This is a genomic window from Escherichia sp. E14V7 (assembly GCF_004212225.1).
Classification (GTDB): Bacteria; Pseudomonadota; Gammaproteobacteria; order Enterobacterales; family Enterobacteriaceae; genus Escherichia.
Genome location: NZ_RHJJ01000006.1, coordinates 258,000 through 276,404, shown reverse-complemented (window position 1 = coordinate 276,404; position 18,405 = coordinate 258,000). Strand labels below are relative to the sequence as shown.

At 50.7% G+C, this 18,405-nt stretch carries 19 protein-coding genes and 2 pseudogenes; 11 read left to right on the top strand and 10 right to left on the bottom strand.

Annotation, left to right across the window (positions count from 1 at the left end; translation table 11 throughout):
- The first annotated feature begins 4 nt into the window (after positions 1–4).
- On the top strand, positions 5–508 hold the full coding sequence (locus D9741_RS08300; protein ID WP_130206082.1) for a GNAT family N-acetyltransferase: 504 nt from the start codon (positions 5–7) through the stop codon (positions 506–508).
- A gap of 45 nt (positions 509–553) precedes the next feature.
- Here the strand turns inward: D9741_RS08300 and rraB are convergent, their stop codons facing one another.
- A complete protein-coding gene (gene rraB / locus D9741_RS08295) occupies positions 554–970 on the bottom strand; it encodes a ribonuclease E inhibitor RraB (RefSeq protein WP_130206080.1) in 417 nt (138 codons plus the stop codon).
- Positions 971–1,131: 161 nt separating this feature from the next.
- On the opposite strand from rraB, the gene argF reads away from it, so the two are divergent.
- Positions 1,132–2,136 carry an ornithine carbamoyltransferase gene (gene argF, locus D9741_RS08290; RefSeq protein ID WP_130216647.1) on the top strand — a complete coding sequence of 335 codons (1,005 nt, stop codon included), beginning with the start codon at positions 1,132–1,134 and terminating at the stop codon, positions 2,134–2,136.
- 46 nt (positions 2,137–2,182) lie between these two features.
- On the opposite strand, the gene tabA is transcribed toward argF, so the two are convergent.
- Both tabA and D9741_RS23540 read right to left on the bottom strand, forming a co-directional pair.
- Positions 2,183–2,635 (bottom strand): toxin-antitoxin biofilm protein TabA, encoded by a 453-nt coding sequence (tabA, locus tag D9741_RS08285; RefSeq protein WP_130216649.1) that lies wholly within the window; start codon positions 2,633–2,635, stop codon positions 2,183–2,185.
- A gap of 196 nt (positions 2,636–2,831) precedes the next feature.
- A pseudogene (locus D9741_RS23540) lies at positions 2,832–2,915 on the bottom strand (hypothetical protein); the annotation flags it as partial.
- Between D9741_RS23540 and pyrL the strand changes: the two are divergent.
- The 4 genes from pyrL to D9741_RS08260 all read left to right on the top strand — a co-directional run bounded on the left by pyrL (position 2,895) and on the right by D9741_RS08260 (position 4,901).
- Entirely contained in the window at positions 2,895–3,029 is a 135-nt protein-coding gene (pyrL, locus tag D9741_RS08275) for a pyr operon leader peptide (protein WP_032341226.1), read from the top strand. The pseudogene D9741_RS23540 and the gene pyrL sit on opposite strands and share 21 nt — an antisense overlap.
- 3 nt (positions 3,030–3,032) lie before the next feature.
- On the top strand, positions 3,033–3,968 hold the full coding sequence (gene pyrB, locus D9741_RS08270) for an aspartate carbamoyltransferase (RefSeq protein WP_000013052.1): 936 nt from the start codon (positions 3,033–3,035) through the stop codon (positions 3,966–3,968).
- Between the two features lie 12 nt (positions 3,969–3,980).
- Positions 3,981–4,442, top strand: coding sequence for an aspartate carbamoyltransferase regulatory subunit (gene pyrI, locus D9741_RS08265; protein ID WP_097748119.1), 462 nt, complete (start codon positions 3,981–3,983; stop codon positions 4,440–4,442).
- 72 nt (positions 4,443–4,514) lie between these two features.
- On the top strand, positions 4,515–4,901 hold the full coding sequence (locus D9741_RS08260) for an enamine/imine deaminase (RefSeq protein WP_000047542.1): 387 nt from the start codon (positions 4,515–4,517) through the stop codon (positions 4,899–4,901).
- A 205-nt stretch (positions 4,902–5,106) separates the two neighbouring features.
- Here D9741_RS08260 and mgtA read toward each other — a convergent pair whose 3' ends face one another.
- Complete coding sequence (gene mgtA / locus D9741_RS08255; RefSeq protein ID WP_130216653.1) at positions 5,107–7,803, bottom strand: magnesium-translocating P-type ATPase; 2,697 nt, start codon at positions 7,801–7,803, stop codon at positions 5,107–5,109.
- A gap of 142 nt (positions 7,804–7,945) precedes the next feature.
- Positions 7,946–7,999 (bottom strand): mgtA regulatory leader peptide MgtL, encoded by a 54-nt coding sequence (mgtL, locus tag D9741_RS08250; RefSeq protein ID WP_001387276.1) that lies wholly within the window; start codon positions 7,997–7,999, stop codon positions 7,946–7,948.
- Positions 8,000–8,155: 156 nt separating this feature from the next.
- On the opposite strand from mgtL, the gene treR reads away from it, so the two are divergent.
- The 3 genes from treR (at position 8,156) to nrdG (ending at position 12,391) form a co-directional block, all read left to right on the top strand.
- The gene (treR, locus tag D9741_RS08245; RefSeq protein WP_276319958.1) at positions 8,156–9,130 is read left to right on the top strand and encodes a trehalose operon repressor TreR; all 975 of its coding nucleotides are present in this window, start codon (positions 8,156–8,158) and stop codon (positions 9,128–9,130) included.
- Between the two features lie 535 nt (positions 9,131–9,665).
- Positions 9,666–11,804, top strand: a complete 2,139-nt coding sequence (gene nrdD / locus D9741_RS08240) for an anaerobic ribonucleoside-triphosphate reductase (protein ID WP_130216657.1) — start codon at positions 9,666–9,668, stop codon at positions 11,802–11,804.
- 122 nt (positions 11,805–11,926) lie between these two features.
- Complete coding sequence (gene nrdG / locus D9741_RS08235; RefSeq protein WP_130216659.1) at positions 11,927–12,391, top strand: anaerobic ribonucleoside-triphosphate reductase-activating protein; 465 nt, start codon at positions 11,927–11,929, stop codon at positions 12,389–12,391.
- On the opposite strand, the pseudogene D9741_RS08230 reads toward nrdG, so the two are convergent.
- The 4 genes and pseudogenes from D9741_RS08230 to pmbA all read right to left on the bottom strand — a co-directional run bounded on the left by D9741_RS08230 (position 12,392) and on the right by pmbA (position 15,027).
- Positions 12,392–12,681: pseudogene (locus D9741_RS08230) on the bottom strand (type II toxin-antitoxin system RelE/ParE family toxin). It lies immediately after the preceding gene.
- Entirely contained in the window at positions 12,671–12,913 is a 243-nt protein-coding gene (locus D9741_RS08225; protein ID WP_000212715.1) for a type II toxin-antitoxin system RelB/DinJ family antitoxin, read from the bottom strand. The pseudogene D9741_RS08230 and the gene D9741_RS08225 overlap by 11 nt, the downstream one beginning before the upstream one ends.
- A 191-nt stretch (positions 12,914–13,104) precedes the next feature.
- A complete protein-coding gene (cybC, locus tag D9741_RS08215) occupies positions 13,105–13,491 on the bottom strand; it encodes a cytochrome b562 (RefSeq protein ID WP_130206066.1) in 387 nt (128 codons plus the stop codon).
- 183 nt (positions 13,492–13,674) lie between these two features.
- Positions 13,675–15,027: a metalloprotease PmbA gene (pmbA, locus tag D9741_RS08210; RefSeq protein WP_032230414.1), complete on the bottom strand. Its 1,353-nt coding sequence runs from the start codon at positions 15,025–15,027 to the stop codon at positions 13,675–13,677.
- 94 nt (positions 15,028–15,121) lie between these two features.
- On the opposite strand from pmbA, the gene yjgA reads away from it, so the two are divergent.
- The gene (yjgA, locus tag D9741_RS08205) at positions 15,122–15,673 is read left to right on the top strand and encodes a ribosome biogenesis factor YjgA (RefSeq protein ID WP_000166270.1); all 552 of its coding nucleotides are present in this window, start codon (positions 15,122–15,124) and stop codon (positions 15,671–15,673) included.
- Positions 15,674–15,841: 168 nt separating this feature from the next.
- On the opposite strand, the gene mpl is transcribed toward yjgA, so the two are convergent.
- Positions 15,842–17,215, bottom strand: a complete 1,374-nt coding sequence (gene mpl / locus D9741_RS08200; protein WP_130216663.1) for a UDP-N-acetylmuramate:L-alanyl-gamma-D-glutamyl-meso-diaminopimelate ligase — start codon at positions 17,213–17,215, stop codon at positions 15,842–15,844.
- 175 nt (positions 17,216–17,390) lie between these two features.
- On the opposite strand from mpl, the gene fbp reads away from it, so the two are divergent.
- Entirely contained in the window at positions 17,391–18,389 is a 999-nt protein-coding gene (gene fbp / locus D9741_RS08195; protein ID WP_130216665.1) for a class 1 fructose-bisphosphatase, read from the top strand.
- The last annotated feature ends 16 nt before the right edge of the window (positions 18,390–18,405 follow it).

Sequence of the window (18,405 nt, the reverse complement as noted above, 5' to 3'; positions counted from 1 at the left end):
TGCTATGAATGTTGTCGTTTCCCCCGCGCTCCGTTTGCGCAAACTTACCGCCGCCGATAATCCCGCCATCGCCAGCGTCATCCGCCAGGTGTCCGCAGAGTACGGTCTTACCGCTGATAAAGGCTATACCGTCGCCGATCCCAATCTCGACGAATTGTATCAAGTGTATAGTCAGCCCGGTCATGCCTATTGGGTAGTTGAGCACAATGGCGAAGTGGTGGGCGGCGGCGGGATTGCGCCATTAGCAGGTAGTGAATCGGACATTTGCGAACTGCAGAAAATGTATTTTCTTCCTGCTATTCGCGGCAAAGGGCTGGCGAAAAAACTGGCCTTAATGGCGATGGAGCAGGCACGAGAAATGGGCTTCAAACGCTGCTATCTGGAAACGACTGCTTTTTTGAAAGAAGCGATTGGTTTGTATGAACATTTAGGTTTTCAACATATCGACTATGCACTTGGCTGCACGGGCCATGTTGATTGTGAAGTGCGGATGTTGCGCGAACTCTAAAAAAATGCCCGCTAGTGTGTGCTATCGGGCATTTTAATCAATTAATTAATGGCGAACACCGTCATCGTCTTCGTCGACATAATCTTCATCGTCGCCATCTTCGCCGTTAGGATCTTCAAAATAAGTCCCCCAACCGTCGTATTCAACGTCGAATTTCTCTGCCAGGTTCATCAATTGCTCAACCTGGGCATCGATCAGATCGGCATTCAACGCGCATTCGCTGACGATGTCACAGCAAATTACGATATCCCCATCTTCCACTTCCAGCTCTTCCGGATCGGTCACTTCGTAACCGAGTTTAAACGCTTCAACCGCTGCTTTTTCCAGGGTTTCCAGATCGTCTGCGGAAAGGTGATGTTCGATGGTGTACAGCGCGTCCGGATCGCTGCCATCTTCCAGTAATTCTTCAATAATCAAACGTGTTTCTTCACGCTGTTCTTCGAGTTGTTCCGGGTTTGCCATGACTTATTCCTCTTAATGTCCTGCTGATACTCTTATTGTCACACACCACTGACATTGCCTCCACCTTTGTGACAAAGTTTTATGCTTTAGGCTTGCAAATGAATATTCATACATATAAATTGAATTTTAATTCATTATGGCGTAAGCCACAGGAGGGATCTATGTCCGGGTTTTATCATAAGCATTTCCTGAAATTACTTGATTTCACGCCAGCTGAACTCAACACCCTGCTCCAGCTAGCCGCTAAACTAAAAGCAGATAAAAAAAGCGGTAAAGAAAAAGCCAGACTCACCGGTAAAAACATCGCGCTCATCTTCGAAAAAGACTCAACCCGTACCCGATGCTCTTTCGAAGTTGCCGCATATGACCAGGGCGCTCGCGTCACTTATCTCGGCCCAAGCGGCAGCCAGATTGGCCATAAAGAGTCAATTAAAGATACCGCCCGCGTGCTTGGCCGCATGTATGACGGTATTCAGTATCGCGGCTATGGTCAGGAGATTGTCGAAACACTGGCGGAATACGCTGGCGTCCCGGTATGGAATGGGCTGACCAATGAGTTCCACCCCACGCAACTGCTGGCAGATCTGCTGACCATGCAAGAACATTTACCGGGTAAAGCGTTTAATGAGATGACGCTGGTCTACGCCGGAGATGCCCGCAATAACATGGGCAATTCGATGCTCGAAGCTGCGGCGCTTACTGGTCTGGATTTGCGTCTGGTCGCGCCACAGGCCTGCTGGCCGGAATCTTCGCTGGTTATGGAATGCCGCGCCCTGGCACAACAAAATGGCGGGAATATTACCCTGACAGAAGATGTCGCGACTGGCGTTAAAGGTGCTGACTTTATCTATACCGATGTATGGGTGTCGATGGGTGAAGCAAAAGAGAAATGGGCTGAAAGGATTGCATTGCTGCGTGGTTATCAGGTGAATTGTAAGATGATGCAGTTAACTGGTAACCCGGAGGTCAAATTCCTCCACTGCCTGCCCGCGTTTCATGATGACCAAACAACGCTTGGCAAAAAGATGGCTGAAGAATTTGGCCTACATGGTGGGATGGAAGTAACGGACGAGGTTTTCGAATCTCCCGCCAGCATTGTTTTTGATCAGGCGGAAAACCGTATGCATACTATCAAAGCGGTAATGGTCGCTACGCTTGCCAAATAATTTCAGTACCGGAGGCGGCTTTACGTCGCCACCGGCAGGTACTCGCTTAAGCCATCAGCATCTTAACAACCGCTTTGCGAACCTGAGCAGGCTCACCCACTGCGCACAGCGGTTTATGCACTTCACCCGGATAAAACACAACAAAATCGCCTTCATTAAGGATAACTGTTTTCTCTTCAATACCTTCAGGCAAAAAGGCGATGTCTTTATCAGCTAACCAGTCAGTATCCGGCGTACCCGCAGGCTGTGTGCTAAAAGTCATTCCTTCCTGCCCTTTTAACACAATCTGGATGTCGAGATAGCGGGCATGATACTCCGCGCGACGCGCTTCATACGGCTCAGTCATATCTTCAGAGATAAGATAAAACAGACGGTTGCCTTCGATATCATGCTTACCTTTTGGCGTTTCTGCCGTAACGTGCATTTTGATATGTTCAATGGCCTGGCGTAACTCTTCTGGCAACCACGGCTGGAGATTATGAATATTTCCGATGATCATCTTTTCACTCCTCAATTAAAACAATGTTTCATTTCTCTCGTTATACGTAATTCCTTACTGCCATACCAGCATTTTTTGCTGTCCGATTGCGCCAAAGCATGTTTTCCTGCCCGCTTACCACAAAAACAAGCATTGTTAAAAACTCAATTTTAAAGCATATAAATTCACTACAATCGTTTACCTGCGTAATTTTTTGCATTAATCGCTTGATCCCACTTTCTGGCTGAGTATAATGCCGGACAATTTGCCGGGAGGATGTATGGTTCAGTGTGTTCGACATTTTGTCTTACCGCGTCTGAAAAAAGACGCTGGCCTGCCGTTTTTCTTCCCGTTGTTCACCTATTCCCAGCCCCTCAATCGAGGGGCTTTTTTTTGCCCAGGCGTCAGGAGATAAAAGATGGCTAATCCGCTATATCAGAAACATATCATTTCCATAAACGACCTTAGTCGCGATGACCTTAATCTGGTGCTGGCGACAGCGGCGAAACTGAAAGCGAACCCGCAACCAGAACTGTTGAAACATAAAGTGATTGCCAGTTGCTTCTTCGAAGCATCAACCCGCACCCGCCTCTCTTTCGAAACCTCGATGCACCGCCTGGGCGCTAGCGTGGTGGGATTCTCTGACAGCGCAAACACCTCACTGGGAAAAAAAGGGGAAACGCTGGCTGATACCATCTCGGTTATCAGCACTTACGTCGATGCGATTGTGATGCGCCATCCACAGGAAGGTGCAGCACGCCTGGCCACCGAATTTTCCGGCAATGTACCGGTACTGAATGCCGGTGATGGCTCCAACCAACATCCGACGCAAACCTTGCTGGATCTGTTCACCATTCAGGAAACTCAGGGACGTCTTGACAATCTTCGCGTCGCAATGGTCGGCGACCTGAAATATGGTCGCACCGTTCACTCCCTGACCCAGGCGCTGGCGAAGTTCGACGGCAACCGTTTTTACTTCATCGCCCCGGATGCGCTGGCAATGCCGCAGTACATTCTGGATATGCTCGATGAAAAAGGTATCGCCTGGAGTCTGCATAGTTCCATTGAAGAAGTGATGGCGGAAGTGGACATTCTGTATATGACTCGCGTGCAAAAAGAGCGTCTGGACCCGTCCGAATACGCCAACGTAAAAGCGCAGTTTGTCCTGCGCGCCAGCGATCTCCACAACGCCAAAGCCAATATGAAAGTGCTGCATCCGCTGCCGCGTATTGATGAAATTGCGACGGATGTCGATAAAACGCCGCACGCCTGGTACTTCCAGCAAGCAGGCAATGGGATTTTCGCTCGCCAGGCGTTACTGGCACTGGTTCTGAATCGCGATCTGGTACTGTAAGGGGAAATAGAGATGACACACGATAATAAATTGCAGGTTGAAGCTATTAAACGCGGCACGGTAATTGACCATATCCCCGCCCAGATCGGTTTTAAGCTGTTGAGCTTGTTCAAGTTAACCGAAACCGATCAGCGCATCACCATCGGTCTGAACCTACCTTCCGGCGAGATGGGCCGCAAGGATCTGATCAAAATCGAAAATACCTTTTTAAATGAAGATCAAGTAGACCAACTGGCACTGTATGCGCCGCAAGCCACGGTAAACCGTATCGACAACTATGAAGTGGTCGGCAAATCACGCCCCAGCCTGCCGGAACGTATTGATAATGTGCTGGTCTGCCCGAACAGCAACTGTATCAGCCATGCAGAACCGGTTTCTTCCAGCTTTGCCGTGAGAAAACGCGCCAATGATATTGCGCTCAAATGCAAATATTGTGAAAAAGAGTTTTCGCATAATGTGGTGCTGGCCAATTAATTGCGGTTGGTAATAAATGTCAGGCTCCCTATAATGAGCCAGACTTTTTACCGCTGTAATAAAGGAGAAATCATGAGCAAAACTATCGCGACGGAAAATGCACCCGCAGCTATCGGTCCGTATGTTCAGGGCGTTGATCTGGGCAGTATGATCATCACTTCCGGTCAGATCCCGGTAAACCCGAAAACTGGCGAAGTACCGGCAGACGTCGCTGCACAGGCGCGTCAGTCGCTGGATAACGTAAAAGCGATCGTGGAAGCGGCAGGTCTGAAAGTGGGCGATATCGTTAAAACCACCGTGTTTGTGAAAGATTTGAACGATTTCGCAACCGTAAACGCCACTTACGAAGCGTTCTTCACCGAGCACAATGCCACCTTCCCGGCACGTTCTTGCGTTGAAGTTGCACGTCTGCCGAAAGACGTGAAGATTGAGATCGAAGCGATCGCTGTTCGTCGCTAATCTTGAGGGAAATCCGGGCTATCATGCCCGGATTAAGTCTGATGACAAAAGCAAAATCGCCTGATGCGCTACGCTTATCAGGCCTACGTGATTCCTGCAATTTATTGAATTTGTAGGCCGGATAAGGCGTTTACGCCGCATCCGGCATGAACAAAGCTCACTTTGTCTGCAATCTGAATCCTGGCCACCATGCCCAGTTAATTCTTTACTGCCAGCCGTAACGACGACTATAAACCCCTTTAACCAACTGCGTTAACACCATATACCCTGCCAGAATCGCAATCAGCCACGGGAAGTAACTTAACGGCAGTGCCTGCAGTTGCAGATAATCAGCCAGCGGTGAAAACGGCAACGCGATCCCCACGACTATCACGATCGCGGTCATCGCCATTAATGGCCACGACGCACAACTCTGAATAAACGGCACACGGCGGGTGCGGATCATATGCACAACCAGCGTTTGCGACAGTAATCCCACCACAAACCAGCCCGACTGGAACAGCGTTTGCGTTTCCGGCGTATTCGCATGAAATACCCACCACATCAGGCAAAACGTCAGAATATCGAAGATCGAGCTGATCGGTCCGAAGAAGATCATAAAGCGGCCAAGATCCGCCGGATTCCAACGCTGCGGCTTTTGAATTTGCTCGTCATCAACGTTATCAAACGGGATCGCCACCTGTGACACATCGTACAGCAGGTTTTGAATAAGCAAGTGTAACGGCAACATCGGCAGGAAGGGCAAGAAAGCACTCGCCACCAGCACGCTGAACACATTACCGAAGTTAGAACTTGCCGTCATTTTGATGTATTTCAGCATGTTGGCAAAAGTTCGGCGTCCTTCAATAACCCCCTCTTCCAGTACCATCAGGCTTTTTTCCAGCAGAATGATATCAGCCGCTTCACGGGCAATATCTACCGCCCCGTCCACAGAAATGCCGATATCCGCCGCACGTAACGCTGGCGCGTCATTAATACCATCGCCCATAAAGCCAACCACATGCCCTTCGCGCTTCAGTAAGGTCACAATGCGTTCTTTATGCATCGGCGTCAGGCGGGCAAACAACGTGGTACGCTGCGCGAGATTTGCCAGTTCGTCGTCAGATAGCGTTTCAATATCACTACCAATTACCACCTCTCCCGCATCTAGTCCCACTTCATGGCACACTTTCGCCGCCACTAATTCACTGTCGCCAGTAAGGATTTTGACGGTAATTCCACTCGCTTTTAATGCCTTCAGTGCCGGAGCGGTTGTCTCTTTTGGCGGATCAAGGAAAGCAATATATCCTTCGAGGATCAGGTCGGATTCATCCGCCCGCTGGTAATCTCCTTCACGCGCTGACAGGTATTTCGTCGCCACCGCAACCACACGCAGCCCCTGACGATTCAGCGTATCAGTAACCCGCTTAATCTTACGCAGCATGGTGTCATCGAGCGGAACAATCGCGCCATTGTGACGCACCTGCGAACACACATTGAGGATTTCCTGCAATGCGCCTTTGCACACCAGTTGATGGTGTTCGGCATTTTCTGCCACTACCACCGACATCCGACGACGCTCAAAATCAAACGGAATCTCATCAATTTTTTGCCAACGACTGGCCAGCGAGCGCGCTGACTCTTCATCCGTACCTTCGAGCACCGCTGTATCAAGCAGGTTTTTAAGTCCGGTCTGGTAATGGCTGTTCAACCACGCGCTATGCAGCACGCGCTCACTGGTTTTACCGGAGATATCGGTATGATTCTCCAGCACAATTTTATCTTGCGTCAGGGTGCCTGTTTTATCAGTGCACAGAATATCCATTGCACCAAAGTTCTGAATCGCATCCAGATGTTTGACGATCACTTTCTGTTTCGACAGTTTTACCGCACCACGCGCCAGCGTCGAGGTGACAATCATCGGCAACATTTCCGGCGTTAAGCCCACCGCTACCGAAAGCGCGAATAGCGCAGCTTCCCACCAGTCGCCTTTGGTGTAACCGTTGATCAACAGCACTACGGGCGCCATCACCAGCATAAAGCGAATCAGCAGCATACTGACGCGGCTGATCCCTTGCTGAAAGGCATTCGGCTCGCTTTCCTGCTCGCTGACACGCCCCGCCAGTTGACCAAACCAGGTGTTGGCACCTGTGGCAATCACCATTGCTTGTGCCGTACCGCTCAACACGGTGGTGCCCATAAAACACAGGGTATCGCACTCCAGCGGATTGCTGTGCTCTGGCTGGCGAGTGGTTGCGGCTTTTTCCACGGGCAGAGACTCACCGGTTAATGACGCCTGAGCGACGAACAGATCCCGCGCCTGCAAAATACGTAAATCTGCCGGGATCATATCCCCCGCCGCCAATTTAATAATATCGCCAGGCACCAGCTGGTCGATCGGGATCTCCAGCCAGCCATTTTCGCCTTTGTCGTTAATTACGCGCAGCACCGTCGCGGTATTACTGACCATCGCTTTCAGGACATCTGCTGCTTTGGTGGAGCGCGCTTCCTGAATAAAGTTCAGCAACGTAGAAATAGCGACCATTAACGCAATAACGCCCGCGGCAAATAAATCTTCCGTGGCGTAAGAAATGCCGCCGAGGATCGTGAGCAAAATATTAAAAGGGTTGCGATAACAGACCCACAAATGTACCCACCACGGCGACGGTTGTTGCGCGGGTAGTTTATTTTCACCGTGTTGTTCGCGGGCTAATTCCACTTCCGCCTGATTTAACCCTTCTGGATGCGTGCCGAAGTTTTTCCATAATTCCTTTTCTGGCATCACCGCCATTTTCAGGCAATGCGCGCTTAAGGAAGGCGGGATCGGAATATTCGCTGTCTGTTGCGCGCCAGGCAACGGATCGCGATGGACCAGACGAGAAGGTAAATGGCGAATGAGCCGGGTAAAAATTTCTTTAAACATAGGAAGTCCCTCCGCACCCTGTAAGCATGGTGCAGAAAATATCTTCAGGCGTCGCAAAGCCTTACCTGAAGGTAATAAACATGAGCTGGGACGTTAAAACGTCACGGCCTTACACATCCGGTAATGCCGTGAAAAGACAGGCTTACCGGAAAAGTTTTAATCTCCGTCGAGGGAGAGGCGTGGGATCTGGTTCCATATAACCTCCGGTAAGTGAAAAAAGCGCCGCAAATAATAAGGAGAATCCAATAATATTCGTAGCATTTATGCCGATATAATATCCGCAAGCAACTAAACCAACGATAAACCAGACTTTACCCATTGCTGAATGCGTGGGTAAAGTTAGGCTCAAATAATTAAACGCAAATTACGGGACAACAGGATGCAAAATCGGCTGACCATCAAAGACATTGCTCGTTTAAGCGGCGTGGGAAAATCCACGGTTTCCCGAGTGCTGAATAACGAAAGTGGCGTGAGTCAGCACACGCGCGAGCGCGTGGAAGCAGTGATGAATCAGCATAGATTTTCCCCTTCCCGATCCGCGCGTGCTATGCGTGGGCAAAGCGATAAAGTGGTTGCTATTATCGTCACCCGTCTGGATTCGTTATCAGAAAATCTCGCCGTTCAGACGATGCTGCCGGCATTCTATGAACAGGGTTACGATCCGATCATGATGGAAAGCCAGTTTTCGCCACAGCTGGTTACTGAACATTTAGGCGTTCTGAAACGTCGCAATATTGACGGAGTGGTACTGTTCGGTTTTACCGGCATAACGGAAGAAATGTTAGCTCACTGGCAATCATCTCTGGTACTGCTGGCGCATGACGCAAAAGGTTTTGCTTCGGTCTGTTATGACGACGAAGGGGCGATTAAGATTCTGATGCAATGCCTCTACGATCGGGGGCATCGCAATATTAGTTATCTTGGCGTACCGCACAGCGACATTACCACTGGTAAGCGGCGTCATGAGGCTTATCTGGCATTCTGCAAAGCACATAAACTACATCCCGTCGCCGCCCTGCCCGGCCTGGCCATGAAGCAAGGTTACGAGAACGTGGCAAAAGTGATTACGCCAGAAACCACTGCGTTGCTGTGCGCAACCGACACGCTGGCGCTCGGGGCATGTAAGTACCTGCAAGAGCAACACATCGACACCCTGCAACTGGCGAGCGTTGGTAATACGCCGTTAATGAAGTTTCTCCATCCGGAGATCGTCACCGTTGATCCAGGCTACGCCGAAGCCGGACGTCAGGCTGCCAGCCAGTTGATCGAACAGGTAAACGGACGCAGCGAACCTCAACAAATCGTCATCCCAGCAGCCCTTTCCTGAGAGTTACCTTCTACCAGATTTATCCAAAGAGTGTTCAGAACACTACTGGCAGCTTCTGATGTATAGCTTTGAAGAAACCTAACCACAACTCTGTGCCACGACATTACGGTCTTTTGAGGTTGTCTGGTGGTTTCAGAGATAATCCTTCTCCAGACCATGCTAAAGCGAGTATTTCCGGGGACTTACCGGGTAGTATATTGTTTTTGTTGATTTTATAACCAGAAAATCATCAAAAAATTTACACATCGCTCTAGCGCCCGCCATCCGTACTCTCTGCTTTTTACTTTGAGCTAAATCAAAAAAAACGCAAACATCCTTAATGCAAAGCACTATATATAGACTTTAGAATGCATCTCAACCCAATATGTTGTATCCATCGTCTAAACTTGCAACAAGATACACGTCAACGAAGCCGACACAATTGTGGATAAAGCGAATTGGGATTGCAGTAAATCCCCGTAACAAGAGCTGAATAAACCGGGGCGCACTTCCCAACTTTCTGTGGATAACCTGTTCTTAAAAATATGGAGCGATCATGACACCGCATGTGATGAAACGAGACGGCTGCAAAGTGCCGTTTAAATCAGAGCGCATCAAAGAAGCTATTCTGCGTGCAGCTAAAGCAGCGGAAGTCGATGATGCAGATTATTGTGCCACTGTTGCCGCTATCGTCAGCGAGCAAATGCAGGGGCGTAACCAGGTAGATATCAACGAAATCCAGACCGCTGTTGAAAACCAACTGATGTCTGGCCCGTACAAACAACTGGCCCGTGCATATATTGAGTACCGTCACGATCGCGACATTGAACGTGAAAAACGCGGTCGTCTGAACCAGGAGATCCGTGGCCTGGTCGAGCAGACTAATTCCTCGCTGCTCAATGAAAACGCGAATAAAGACAGTAAAGTCATTCCGACCCAGCGTGACCTGCTGGCCGGGATTGTTGCTAAACACTATGCACGTCAGCACCTGCTGCCGCGTGACGTGGTGCAGGCACATGAACGTGGTGATATCCACTACCACGATCTCGATTACTCGCCGTTCTTCCCAATGTTCAACTGCATGTTGATCGACCTGAAAGGCATGCTGACGCAAGGCTTTAAGATGGGGAATGCCGAGATTGAACCACCGAAGTCGATCTCTACAGCTACCGCAGTAACTGCGCAAATTATTGCTCAGGTCGCCAGCCATATTTATGGTGGCACCACCATTAACCGTATCGACGAAGTTCTGGCGCCGTTTGTCACCGCCAGCTACAACAAACACCGTAAAACTGCGGAAGAGTGGAGCATTCCTGACGTCGACGGTTACGCTAACTCTCGTACCATCAAAGAGTGCTACGACGCATTCCAGTCGCTGGAATATGAAGTAAATACCCTGCACACCGCCAACGGTCAGACGCCGTTTGTGACCTTTGGCTTTGGTCTGGGTACCAGCTGGGAATCGCGCCTGATTCAGGAATCTATCCTGCGTAACCGTATCGCGGGCCTGGGTAAAAACCGTAAAACCGCCGTGTTCCCGAAACTGGTGTTCGCAATTCGCGATGGCCTGAACCATAAAGTGGGCGATCCGAACTACGACATCAAACAACTGGCGCTGGAGTGCGCGAGCAAGCGCATGTATCCGGATATCCTGAACTACGATCAGGTAGTGAAAGTCACCGGTTCGTTTAAAACCCCGATGGGCTGCCGCAGCTTCCTCGGCGTGTGGGAAGACGAAAACGGTGAGCAGATCCACGATGGTCGTAACAACCTCGGCGTGATCAGCCTGAACCTGCCGCGCATTGCTCTGGAAGCGAAAGGCGATGAAGCCACCTTCTGGAAGCTGCTGGATGAACGTCTGGTGCTGGCACGTAAGGCGCTGATGACCCGTATCGCCCGCCTGGAAGGCGTGAAAGCGCGCGTAGCGCCGATCCTCTATATGGAAGGTGCCTGCGGCGTACGTCTGAATGCAGACGATGACGTGTCTGAAATCTTCAAAAATGGTCGAGCGTCTATCTCGCTGGGTTACATCGGTATCCACGAAACCATTAACGCGCTGTTCGGCGGCGAGCATGTTTACGACAACGAGCAGCTGCGTGCGAAAGGTATTGCGATTGTTGAACGTCTGCGTCAGGCGGTGGATCAGTGGAAAGAAGAAACCGGCTACGGTTTCAGCCTCTACAGTACGCCGAGTGAGAACCTGTGCGACCGCTTCTGCCGTCTCGATACCGCCGAGTTTGGCGTGGTGCCGGGCGTGACCGATAAAGGTTACTACACCAACAGTTTCCACCTTGATGTGGAGAAGAAGGTGAACCCGTACGACAAGATCGACTTTGAAGCGCCTTACCCGCCGCTGGCGAACGGTGGTTTCATTTGCTACGGCGAGTATCCAAACATTCAGCACAACCTGAAGGCGCTGGAAGATGTCTGGGATTACAGCTATCAGCATGTGCCGTATTACGGCACCAACACGCCGATCGATGAATGCTACGAATGTGGCTTTACCGGCGAGTTTGAGTGCACCAGCAAAGGCTTCACTTGTCCGAAATGTGGTAACCATGACACCTCCCGTGTGTCGGTAACTCGCCGCGTGTGCGGATATTTAGGTAGTCCGGATGCGCGTCCGTTTAACGCCGGCAAGCAGGAAGAAGTTAAGCGCCGCGTTAAACATTTAGGAAATGGGCAGATCGGTTGATCTCCACGCTGCGTTAAGCAAATGCCGGATGTGATGTGAAAGCGTCGCATCCGGCGTTGATTGCCGGATGCGGCGTAAACGCCTTATCCGGCCTACACGCGGACTGATAAGCCAGGCGAAATATGAACTTCCATCAATACTATCCTGTCGACATCGTCAACGGCCCCGGCACTCGTTGCACCCTGTTTGTCTCCGGGTGTGTTCATGAATGCCCCGGTTGCTATAACAAAAGCACCTGGCGGGTAAATTCCGGTCTGCCATTTACCAAAGAAATGGAAGACCAGATCATCAACGATCTGAACGACACTCGCATCAAACGCCAGGGCATTTCCCTCTCCGGCGGCGATCCGCTGCATCCGCAAAACGTGCCGGATATTCTGAAACTGGTACAACGCATCCGTGCCGAATGTCCGGGTAAAGACATCTGGGTGTGGACAGGGTATAAACTCGACGAACTCAACGCTGCACAAATGCAGGTTGTTGATTTGATCAACGTGCTGGTTGATGGCAAATTTATGCAGGATTTAAAAGACCCTTCCCTGATCTGGCGCGGCAGCAGCAACCAGGTGGTACACCATTTGCGTTAATCACTCTTCCAGCCGTTTATCCGCATCTTCATAAACGGCTGAGTTCTCTCTCTTACCAATAGCTATCACCAACACGAGCAACTCTTTATCGTTAACTTGATAAACCAGGCGATATCCCAGAGTGCGAAGCTTAATTTTGTAGCAGTCCGGTAAATCCCGCAGTTTAGCCGATGGATTGCGCGGTCTTTTCAGCACATCCTCAAGCTTTTTTTAAATTGTTCCCGGACTGTCACGCCCAGTTTTTGCCACTCTTTCAGCGCTCGCGGATCAAAGGCCAGCTCATAGTTCATCCAGTCGGACCTTAATGGCCTCTTGTGGGTTGGCCAGTCGTTCCCTGACAGTGCGTAACAAGGCTTCTTCACTATCACTGACAGTAAGCGTTTTTACCGGCATTCGCCCATTTTCCGCAACGTACTGAAACAGCAGCCGTACGGCTTCGGTAGGCGTGATATTTAATTTTTCCAGCACCGCATAAGCCTCATTTTTCAGTTTGTCATCCAGGCGGACGTTAAGTGTGGCCATTATGCCTCCGGTAATTATGAAAAGTGTAATGCATTATAGCATTACATATGCATTACATTCATTTCTGGAAAACGCCTCGCAAAAATGGCGGCGACACGCAGAAATATGCCGTAGTGAAGAGAGATTTGGCGGTGATTTTACGAAGGGAGAAGAGAGCATTGGGCGGCGACGTTTCACCGCCCAATGAGGAATTAACGATACTTCTTGTGATATGAATTGCGGGTCGTTTTCAGTTGCTCTGCGGCGGCCTGCGCTTCTTTTACTTTACCTTCATTAGCCAGCTTCAGCGCGTCGTCAATCTGGCCAACCAGAATGTCGAAACCGTGGCGGAAGTCTTTCATTTCCGGGCTGTCTGGCGATTTTCCTTCCAGCTTCGGCGGCGTTGCTTTTTGCGCATCCAGCGCCGCGGCACGCATTTTGGTTAACGCGTCTTTGACTTGCGCCGCGTTATCCGCTTTTTCGACCACTTTTAAATTGTCGTTGAGGGTTTCCATATTGTCTTCCAGCTCAGCGGCAAACGACACCGAACTGAATACCAACGAGGAGACTGCAAGAATAGCTAACAGGCTTTTACGCATTGCTCACTTCCTTTTTTATTTACACTTCATCCTTCACACTGCCTCATCGACGGCTACGCTCATTCGCCCGAGTCACGTACTACGAGTACGCTCCCCGGCCCTCATTCACTTTCCGTCTCGATGCAGTGCGAATGATTTTGTGTAATTTTTTAGTTTATAGCGCGGCAGGTCGCGCCAGTTTTTTTACTGTCCGGCGATTTTCATCTCCGGCAACAGCACAGAACCACACTGTATATTACTGCGTGTTTCAATATCGTTACCGACGGTGACAATATTGCGCCACATATCTTTTAAATTACCTGCGATGGTGATTTCGCTAACCGGATACTGAATTTCGCCGTTTTCTACCCAGAAGCCCGCCGCACCACGGGAATAATCACCGGTAATTGCACTCACGCCCTGGCCCATCAATTCCGTCACCACCAGCCCAGTGCCCATCTCTTTGAGCATCTGCTCGAAGCTTAGACCTTGTCCGGCAATGCGCCAGTTGTGAATACCGCCCGCATGTCCGGTGCTTTTCAGCCCCAGTTTGCGCGCCGAGTAGCTGGTCAGCAGCCACTGAGTCAGGATGCCATCTTTAATAATGTCGCGACGTTCGGTACGAACACCTTCGCTGTCGAATGGCGTAGATGCCAGCCCTTTCAGCAGATGCGGATGCTCTTCAATGGTCAGCCAGTCTGGCAGAATTTGTTTACCCAGCGAGTCGAGCAGGAAGGTGGATTTACGGTAAACCGATCCACCCGCTATCGCCCCAACCAGATGCCCAAAAAGCCCGGTTGCCACTTCATTGGCAAAAATGACCGGCGCTTTCATGGTGGAGAGTTTACGCGGTGACAGGCGCGATAAAGTACGGCGAGCGCAGTCGGCCCCGACCCACTCTGGCGTTTGTAGATCGCTCATCGCGCGGCCAATGGTGTAGGCATAATCACGCTCCATATCGCCATTTTCTTCGGCAATCACGCAACTGGAGAGCGAATGACGCGTTGAGCAGTAGCCTTGCAACATACCGTGGCTATTACCGAAAACTTTGACACCGTAGTGGCTGTTAAAACTGCCGCCTTCGGTATTGGTAATGCGTTTATCCGCCTGTAATGCCGCCTGTTCAGCACGGGCCGCCAGTTCAATGGCTTCGTCTGGAGAAACTTCTGCGGGGTGGAACAAGTCAAGATCCGGCGCGTCGAAAGCCAGCAGCTCTTTGTCTGCCACGCCTGCATACGGATCTGGCGAAGTGTAACGCGCAATATCCAGCGCCGCCTGTACGGTGCGGGCAATGGCCTGCGGGCTTAAATCGGTGGATGATGCGCTACCTTTGCGGTTCTGGTGATAAACGGTTATCCCCAGCGCGCCATCGCTATTGAATTCGACATTCTCCACTTCACCATAGCGCGTGCTAACGCTAATGCCGGTGGTCTTGCTGACGGCAACTTCCGCACCGTCCGATTTGCCTGAGGCCAACTCCAGCGCAGTCGAAACTGCTTCTTCCAGAATCTTGCGCTGCGCTTCAACTTGAGAGATTACTTTCATTGCAAGTGCCATAATGTAGAGAGTTTCTCTGAAGTCTAACAGAGAACCGTTTTTCAGTGCGCATCTTAACTGGTAACATTAGCCTCTTTTTTTTAAGGAGCCTGACATGACTAAGCAGCCCGAAGACTGGCTCGACGACGTTCCCGGTGATGACATCGAAGACGAAGACGATGAAATTATCTGGGTCAGTAAAAGTGAAATTAAACGTGACGCCGAGGAGCTAAAACGCCTGGGCGCAGAAATTGTTGATCTGGGGAAAAACGCGCTGGATAAGATCCCGTTAGATGCGGATCTGCGTGCGGCTATTGAGTTAGCCCAGCGTATTAAGATGGAAGGTCGCCGCCGCCAGTTGCAGCTCATTGGTAAGATGCTGCGCCAACGCGATGTAGAGCCTATCCGTCAGGCGCTGGATAAGCTGAAAAACCGCCACAACCAGCAGGTGGTGTTGTTCCATAAACTGGAAAACCTGCGCGATCGTCTGATCGACCAGGGTGATGACGCCATCGCTGAAGTATTGAATCTGTGGCCCGATGCCGATCGTCAGCAGCTGCGTACTCTGATCCGCAACGCGAAGAAAGAGAAAGAAGGGAATAAGCCGCCGAAATCCGCACGCCAGATTTTCCAGTATCTGCGCGAGCTGGCAGAGAACGAAGGGTAATTTTCGTTGTTGATGTGAGTATGGTTTGCCGGATGCAGAGCACCGCCAGATCTGTAGGCCTGATAAGACGCGTCAAGCGTCGCATCAGGCGCTATGCTCAAATGCCGGATGCGGCGTCAACGCCTTATCCGGCCTACACCCCTGTAGGCCTGATAAAACGTCTCAGGATTACTGCGCAGCTTCCGCTTTCTTCGCCAGACCATCCAGCAGTTTCTGATGGATCCCACCAAAACCGCCGTTGCTCATCACCAGAATATGGTCGCCAGGCTGAGCGGTTTTCACCACCATTTCTGCCAGCGCATCAACATCTCCACTCCAGTGCGCAGGCTGAATACATGCTTCTGCCACTTCTGCTACCTGCCACGGAATATGTGACGGTTGCAGCAGGAAGACTTCATCGGCACGACCTAGTGACGGTGCCAAATCATCTTTGCAGACTCCCATCTTCATGGTGTTGGAACGCGGCTCAAGCACGGCAATAATACGCGCCGTACCGCCAACTTTGCCGCGCAGCGCCGCCAGCGTTGCCAGAATTGCCGTTGGGTGATGGGCAAAATCGTCATACACCGTCACGCCGTTAGCTTCGCCACGCAGTTCCAGACGGCGACGGGCATTGATAAACAATCCCAGCGCGTTAGCAGCATCAGCCGGTGCGATGCCAACATGACGGGCCGCAGCAATCGCCATCAAACCATTGTGCATATTATGTTCGCCCACCAGCGACCATTTCACTTCGCCCACTTTTTCGCCATCCAGCAAGACTTCCCATTCGGAAGCGTCAGTGGTCAGCTTTTTCGCCTGCCAGTGACCTTGCTCGCCCACCAGCTCCTGCTCACTCCAGCAGCCCATCGCCAGGGTTTGTTTCAGGTTGATGTCGTTTTCCGGCCAGATAATACGCCCCTGACCAGGAACAATACGCACCAGATGGTGGAATTGTTTCTGAATCGCTTTCAGGTCGTCGAAGATATCGGCGTGGTCGAACTCAAGGTTATTGAGGATCAGCGTTCGCGGGCAGTAATGAACAAACTTAGAGCGTTTGTCGAAGAAGGCGCAGTCATACTCGTCTGCTTCGATAACAAAGAAGTCGCTTTCGCCCAGGCGTGCAGAAACGTCAAAGTTCCCCGGTACTCCACCGATCACAAAACCTGGTTTATAGCCGCACTGTTCCAGAATCCAGGTCGCCATTCCCGCCGTGGTGGTTTTACCGTGTGTACCGGCAACGGCCAGCACCCAGCGGTCGCGCAGCACAAAATCGTGCAACCACTGCGGACCTGACATATATGGAATGTTTTTTTCCAGTACCGCTTCCACACACGGATTTCCACGGGTCATGGCGTTGCCAATAATCACCAGATCTGGCTGAGGATCGAGCTGGTTGGCATCATAACCCTGAATCAGTTCAATGCCTTGCTTCTCAAGTAAGGTGCTCATCGGCGGATACACATTGGCGTCCGACCCCGTTACTTCATGGCCCAACTGACGCGCCAGAATCGCCAGACCGCCCATAAACGTGCCACAAATTCCTAATATATGAATGCGCATACGTCACTATCCTTTTTTAATCTACCGTTCATTTTACGCATATGTCGGGCAACAGAGAAACGCATTTCAGGATAATCCGTAATTTGCTGGCGCGATTCACCTGAGCGCAACATTGAGATTATTTGTTAAGATTATTGCGGTCGCTTTACTCCATAAACATTGCAGGGAAAGTTTTATGAAAACGTTAGGTGAATTTATTGTCGAAAAGCAGCACGAGTTTTCTCATGCTACCGGTGAGCTCACTGCTTTGCTATCGGCAATAAAACTGGGCGCCAAGATTATTCATCGCGATATCAACAAAGCTGGACTGGTTGATATCCTGGGTGCCAGCGGTGCTGAGAACGTGCAGGGCGAGGTTCAACAAAAACTCGACTTGTTCGCTAATGAAAAACTGAAAGCCGCACTGAAAGCACGCGATATTGTTGCGGGCATTGCATCCGAAGAAGAAGATGAGATTGTCGTCTTTGAAGGTTGTGAACACGCAAAATACGTTGTGCTGATGGATCCGCTGGATGGCTCGTCCAACATCGATGTTAACGTCTCTGTCGGTACCATTTTCTCCATTTACCGCCGCGTTACACCGGTCGGCACGCCGGTAACGGAAGAAGATTTCCTCCAGCCTGGTAACAAACAGGTTGCTGCAGGTTACGTGGTATACGGCTCCTCTACCATGCTGGTTTACACCACCGGATGCGGTGTTCACGCCTTTACTTACGATCCTTCGCTCGGCGTTTTCTGCCTGTGCCAGGAACGGATGCGCTTCCCGGAGAAAGGAAAAACCTACTCTATCAACGAAGGGAACTACATTAAGTTTCCGAACGGGGTGAAGAAGTACATTAAATTCTGCCAGGAAGAAGATAAATCTACCAACCGTCCGTATACCTCACGTTATATCGGCTCGCTGGTCGCGGATTTCCACCGTAATCTGCTGAAAGGCGGTATTTATCTCTACCCAAGCACTGCCAGCCACCCGGACGGCAAACTGCGTTTGCTGTATGAGTGCAACCCGATGGCATTCCTGGCGGAACAAGCGGGCGGTAAAGCGAGCGATGGCAAAGAGCGTATTCTGGATATCATCCCGGAAACCCTGCACCAGCGCCGTTCGTTCTTCGTCGGCAACAACCATATGGTTGAAGATGTCGAACGCTTTATCCGTGAGTTCCCGGACGCGTAATGGTCTAAAAACGCCG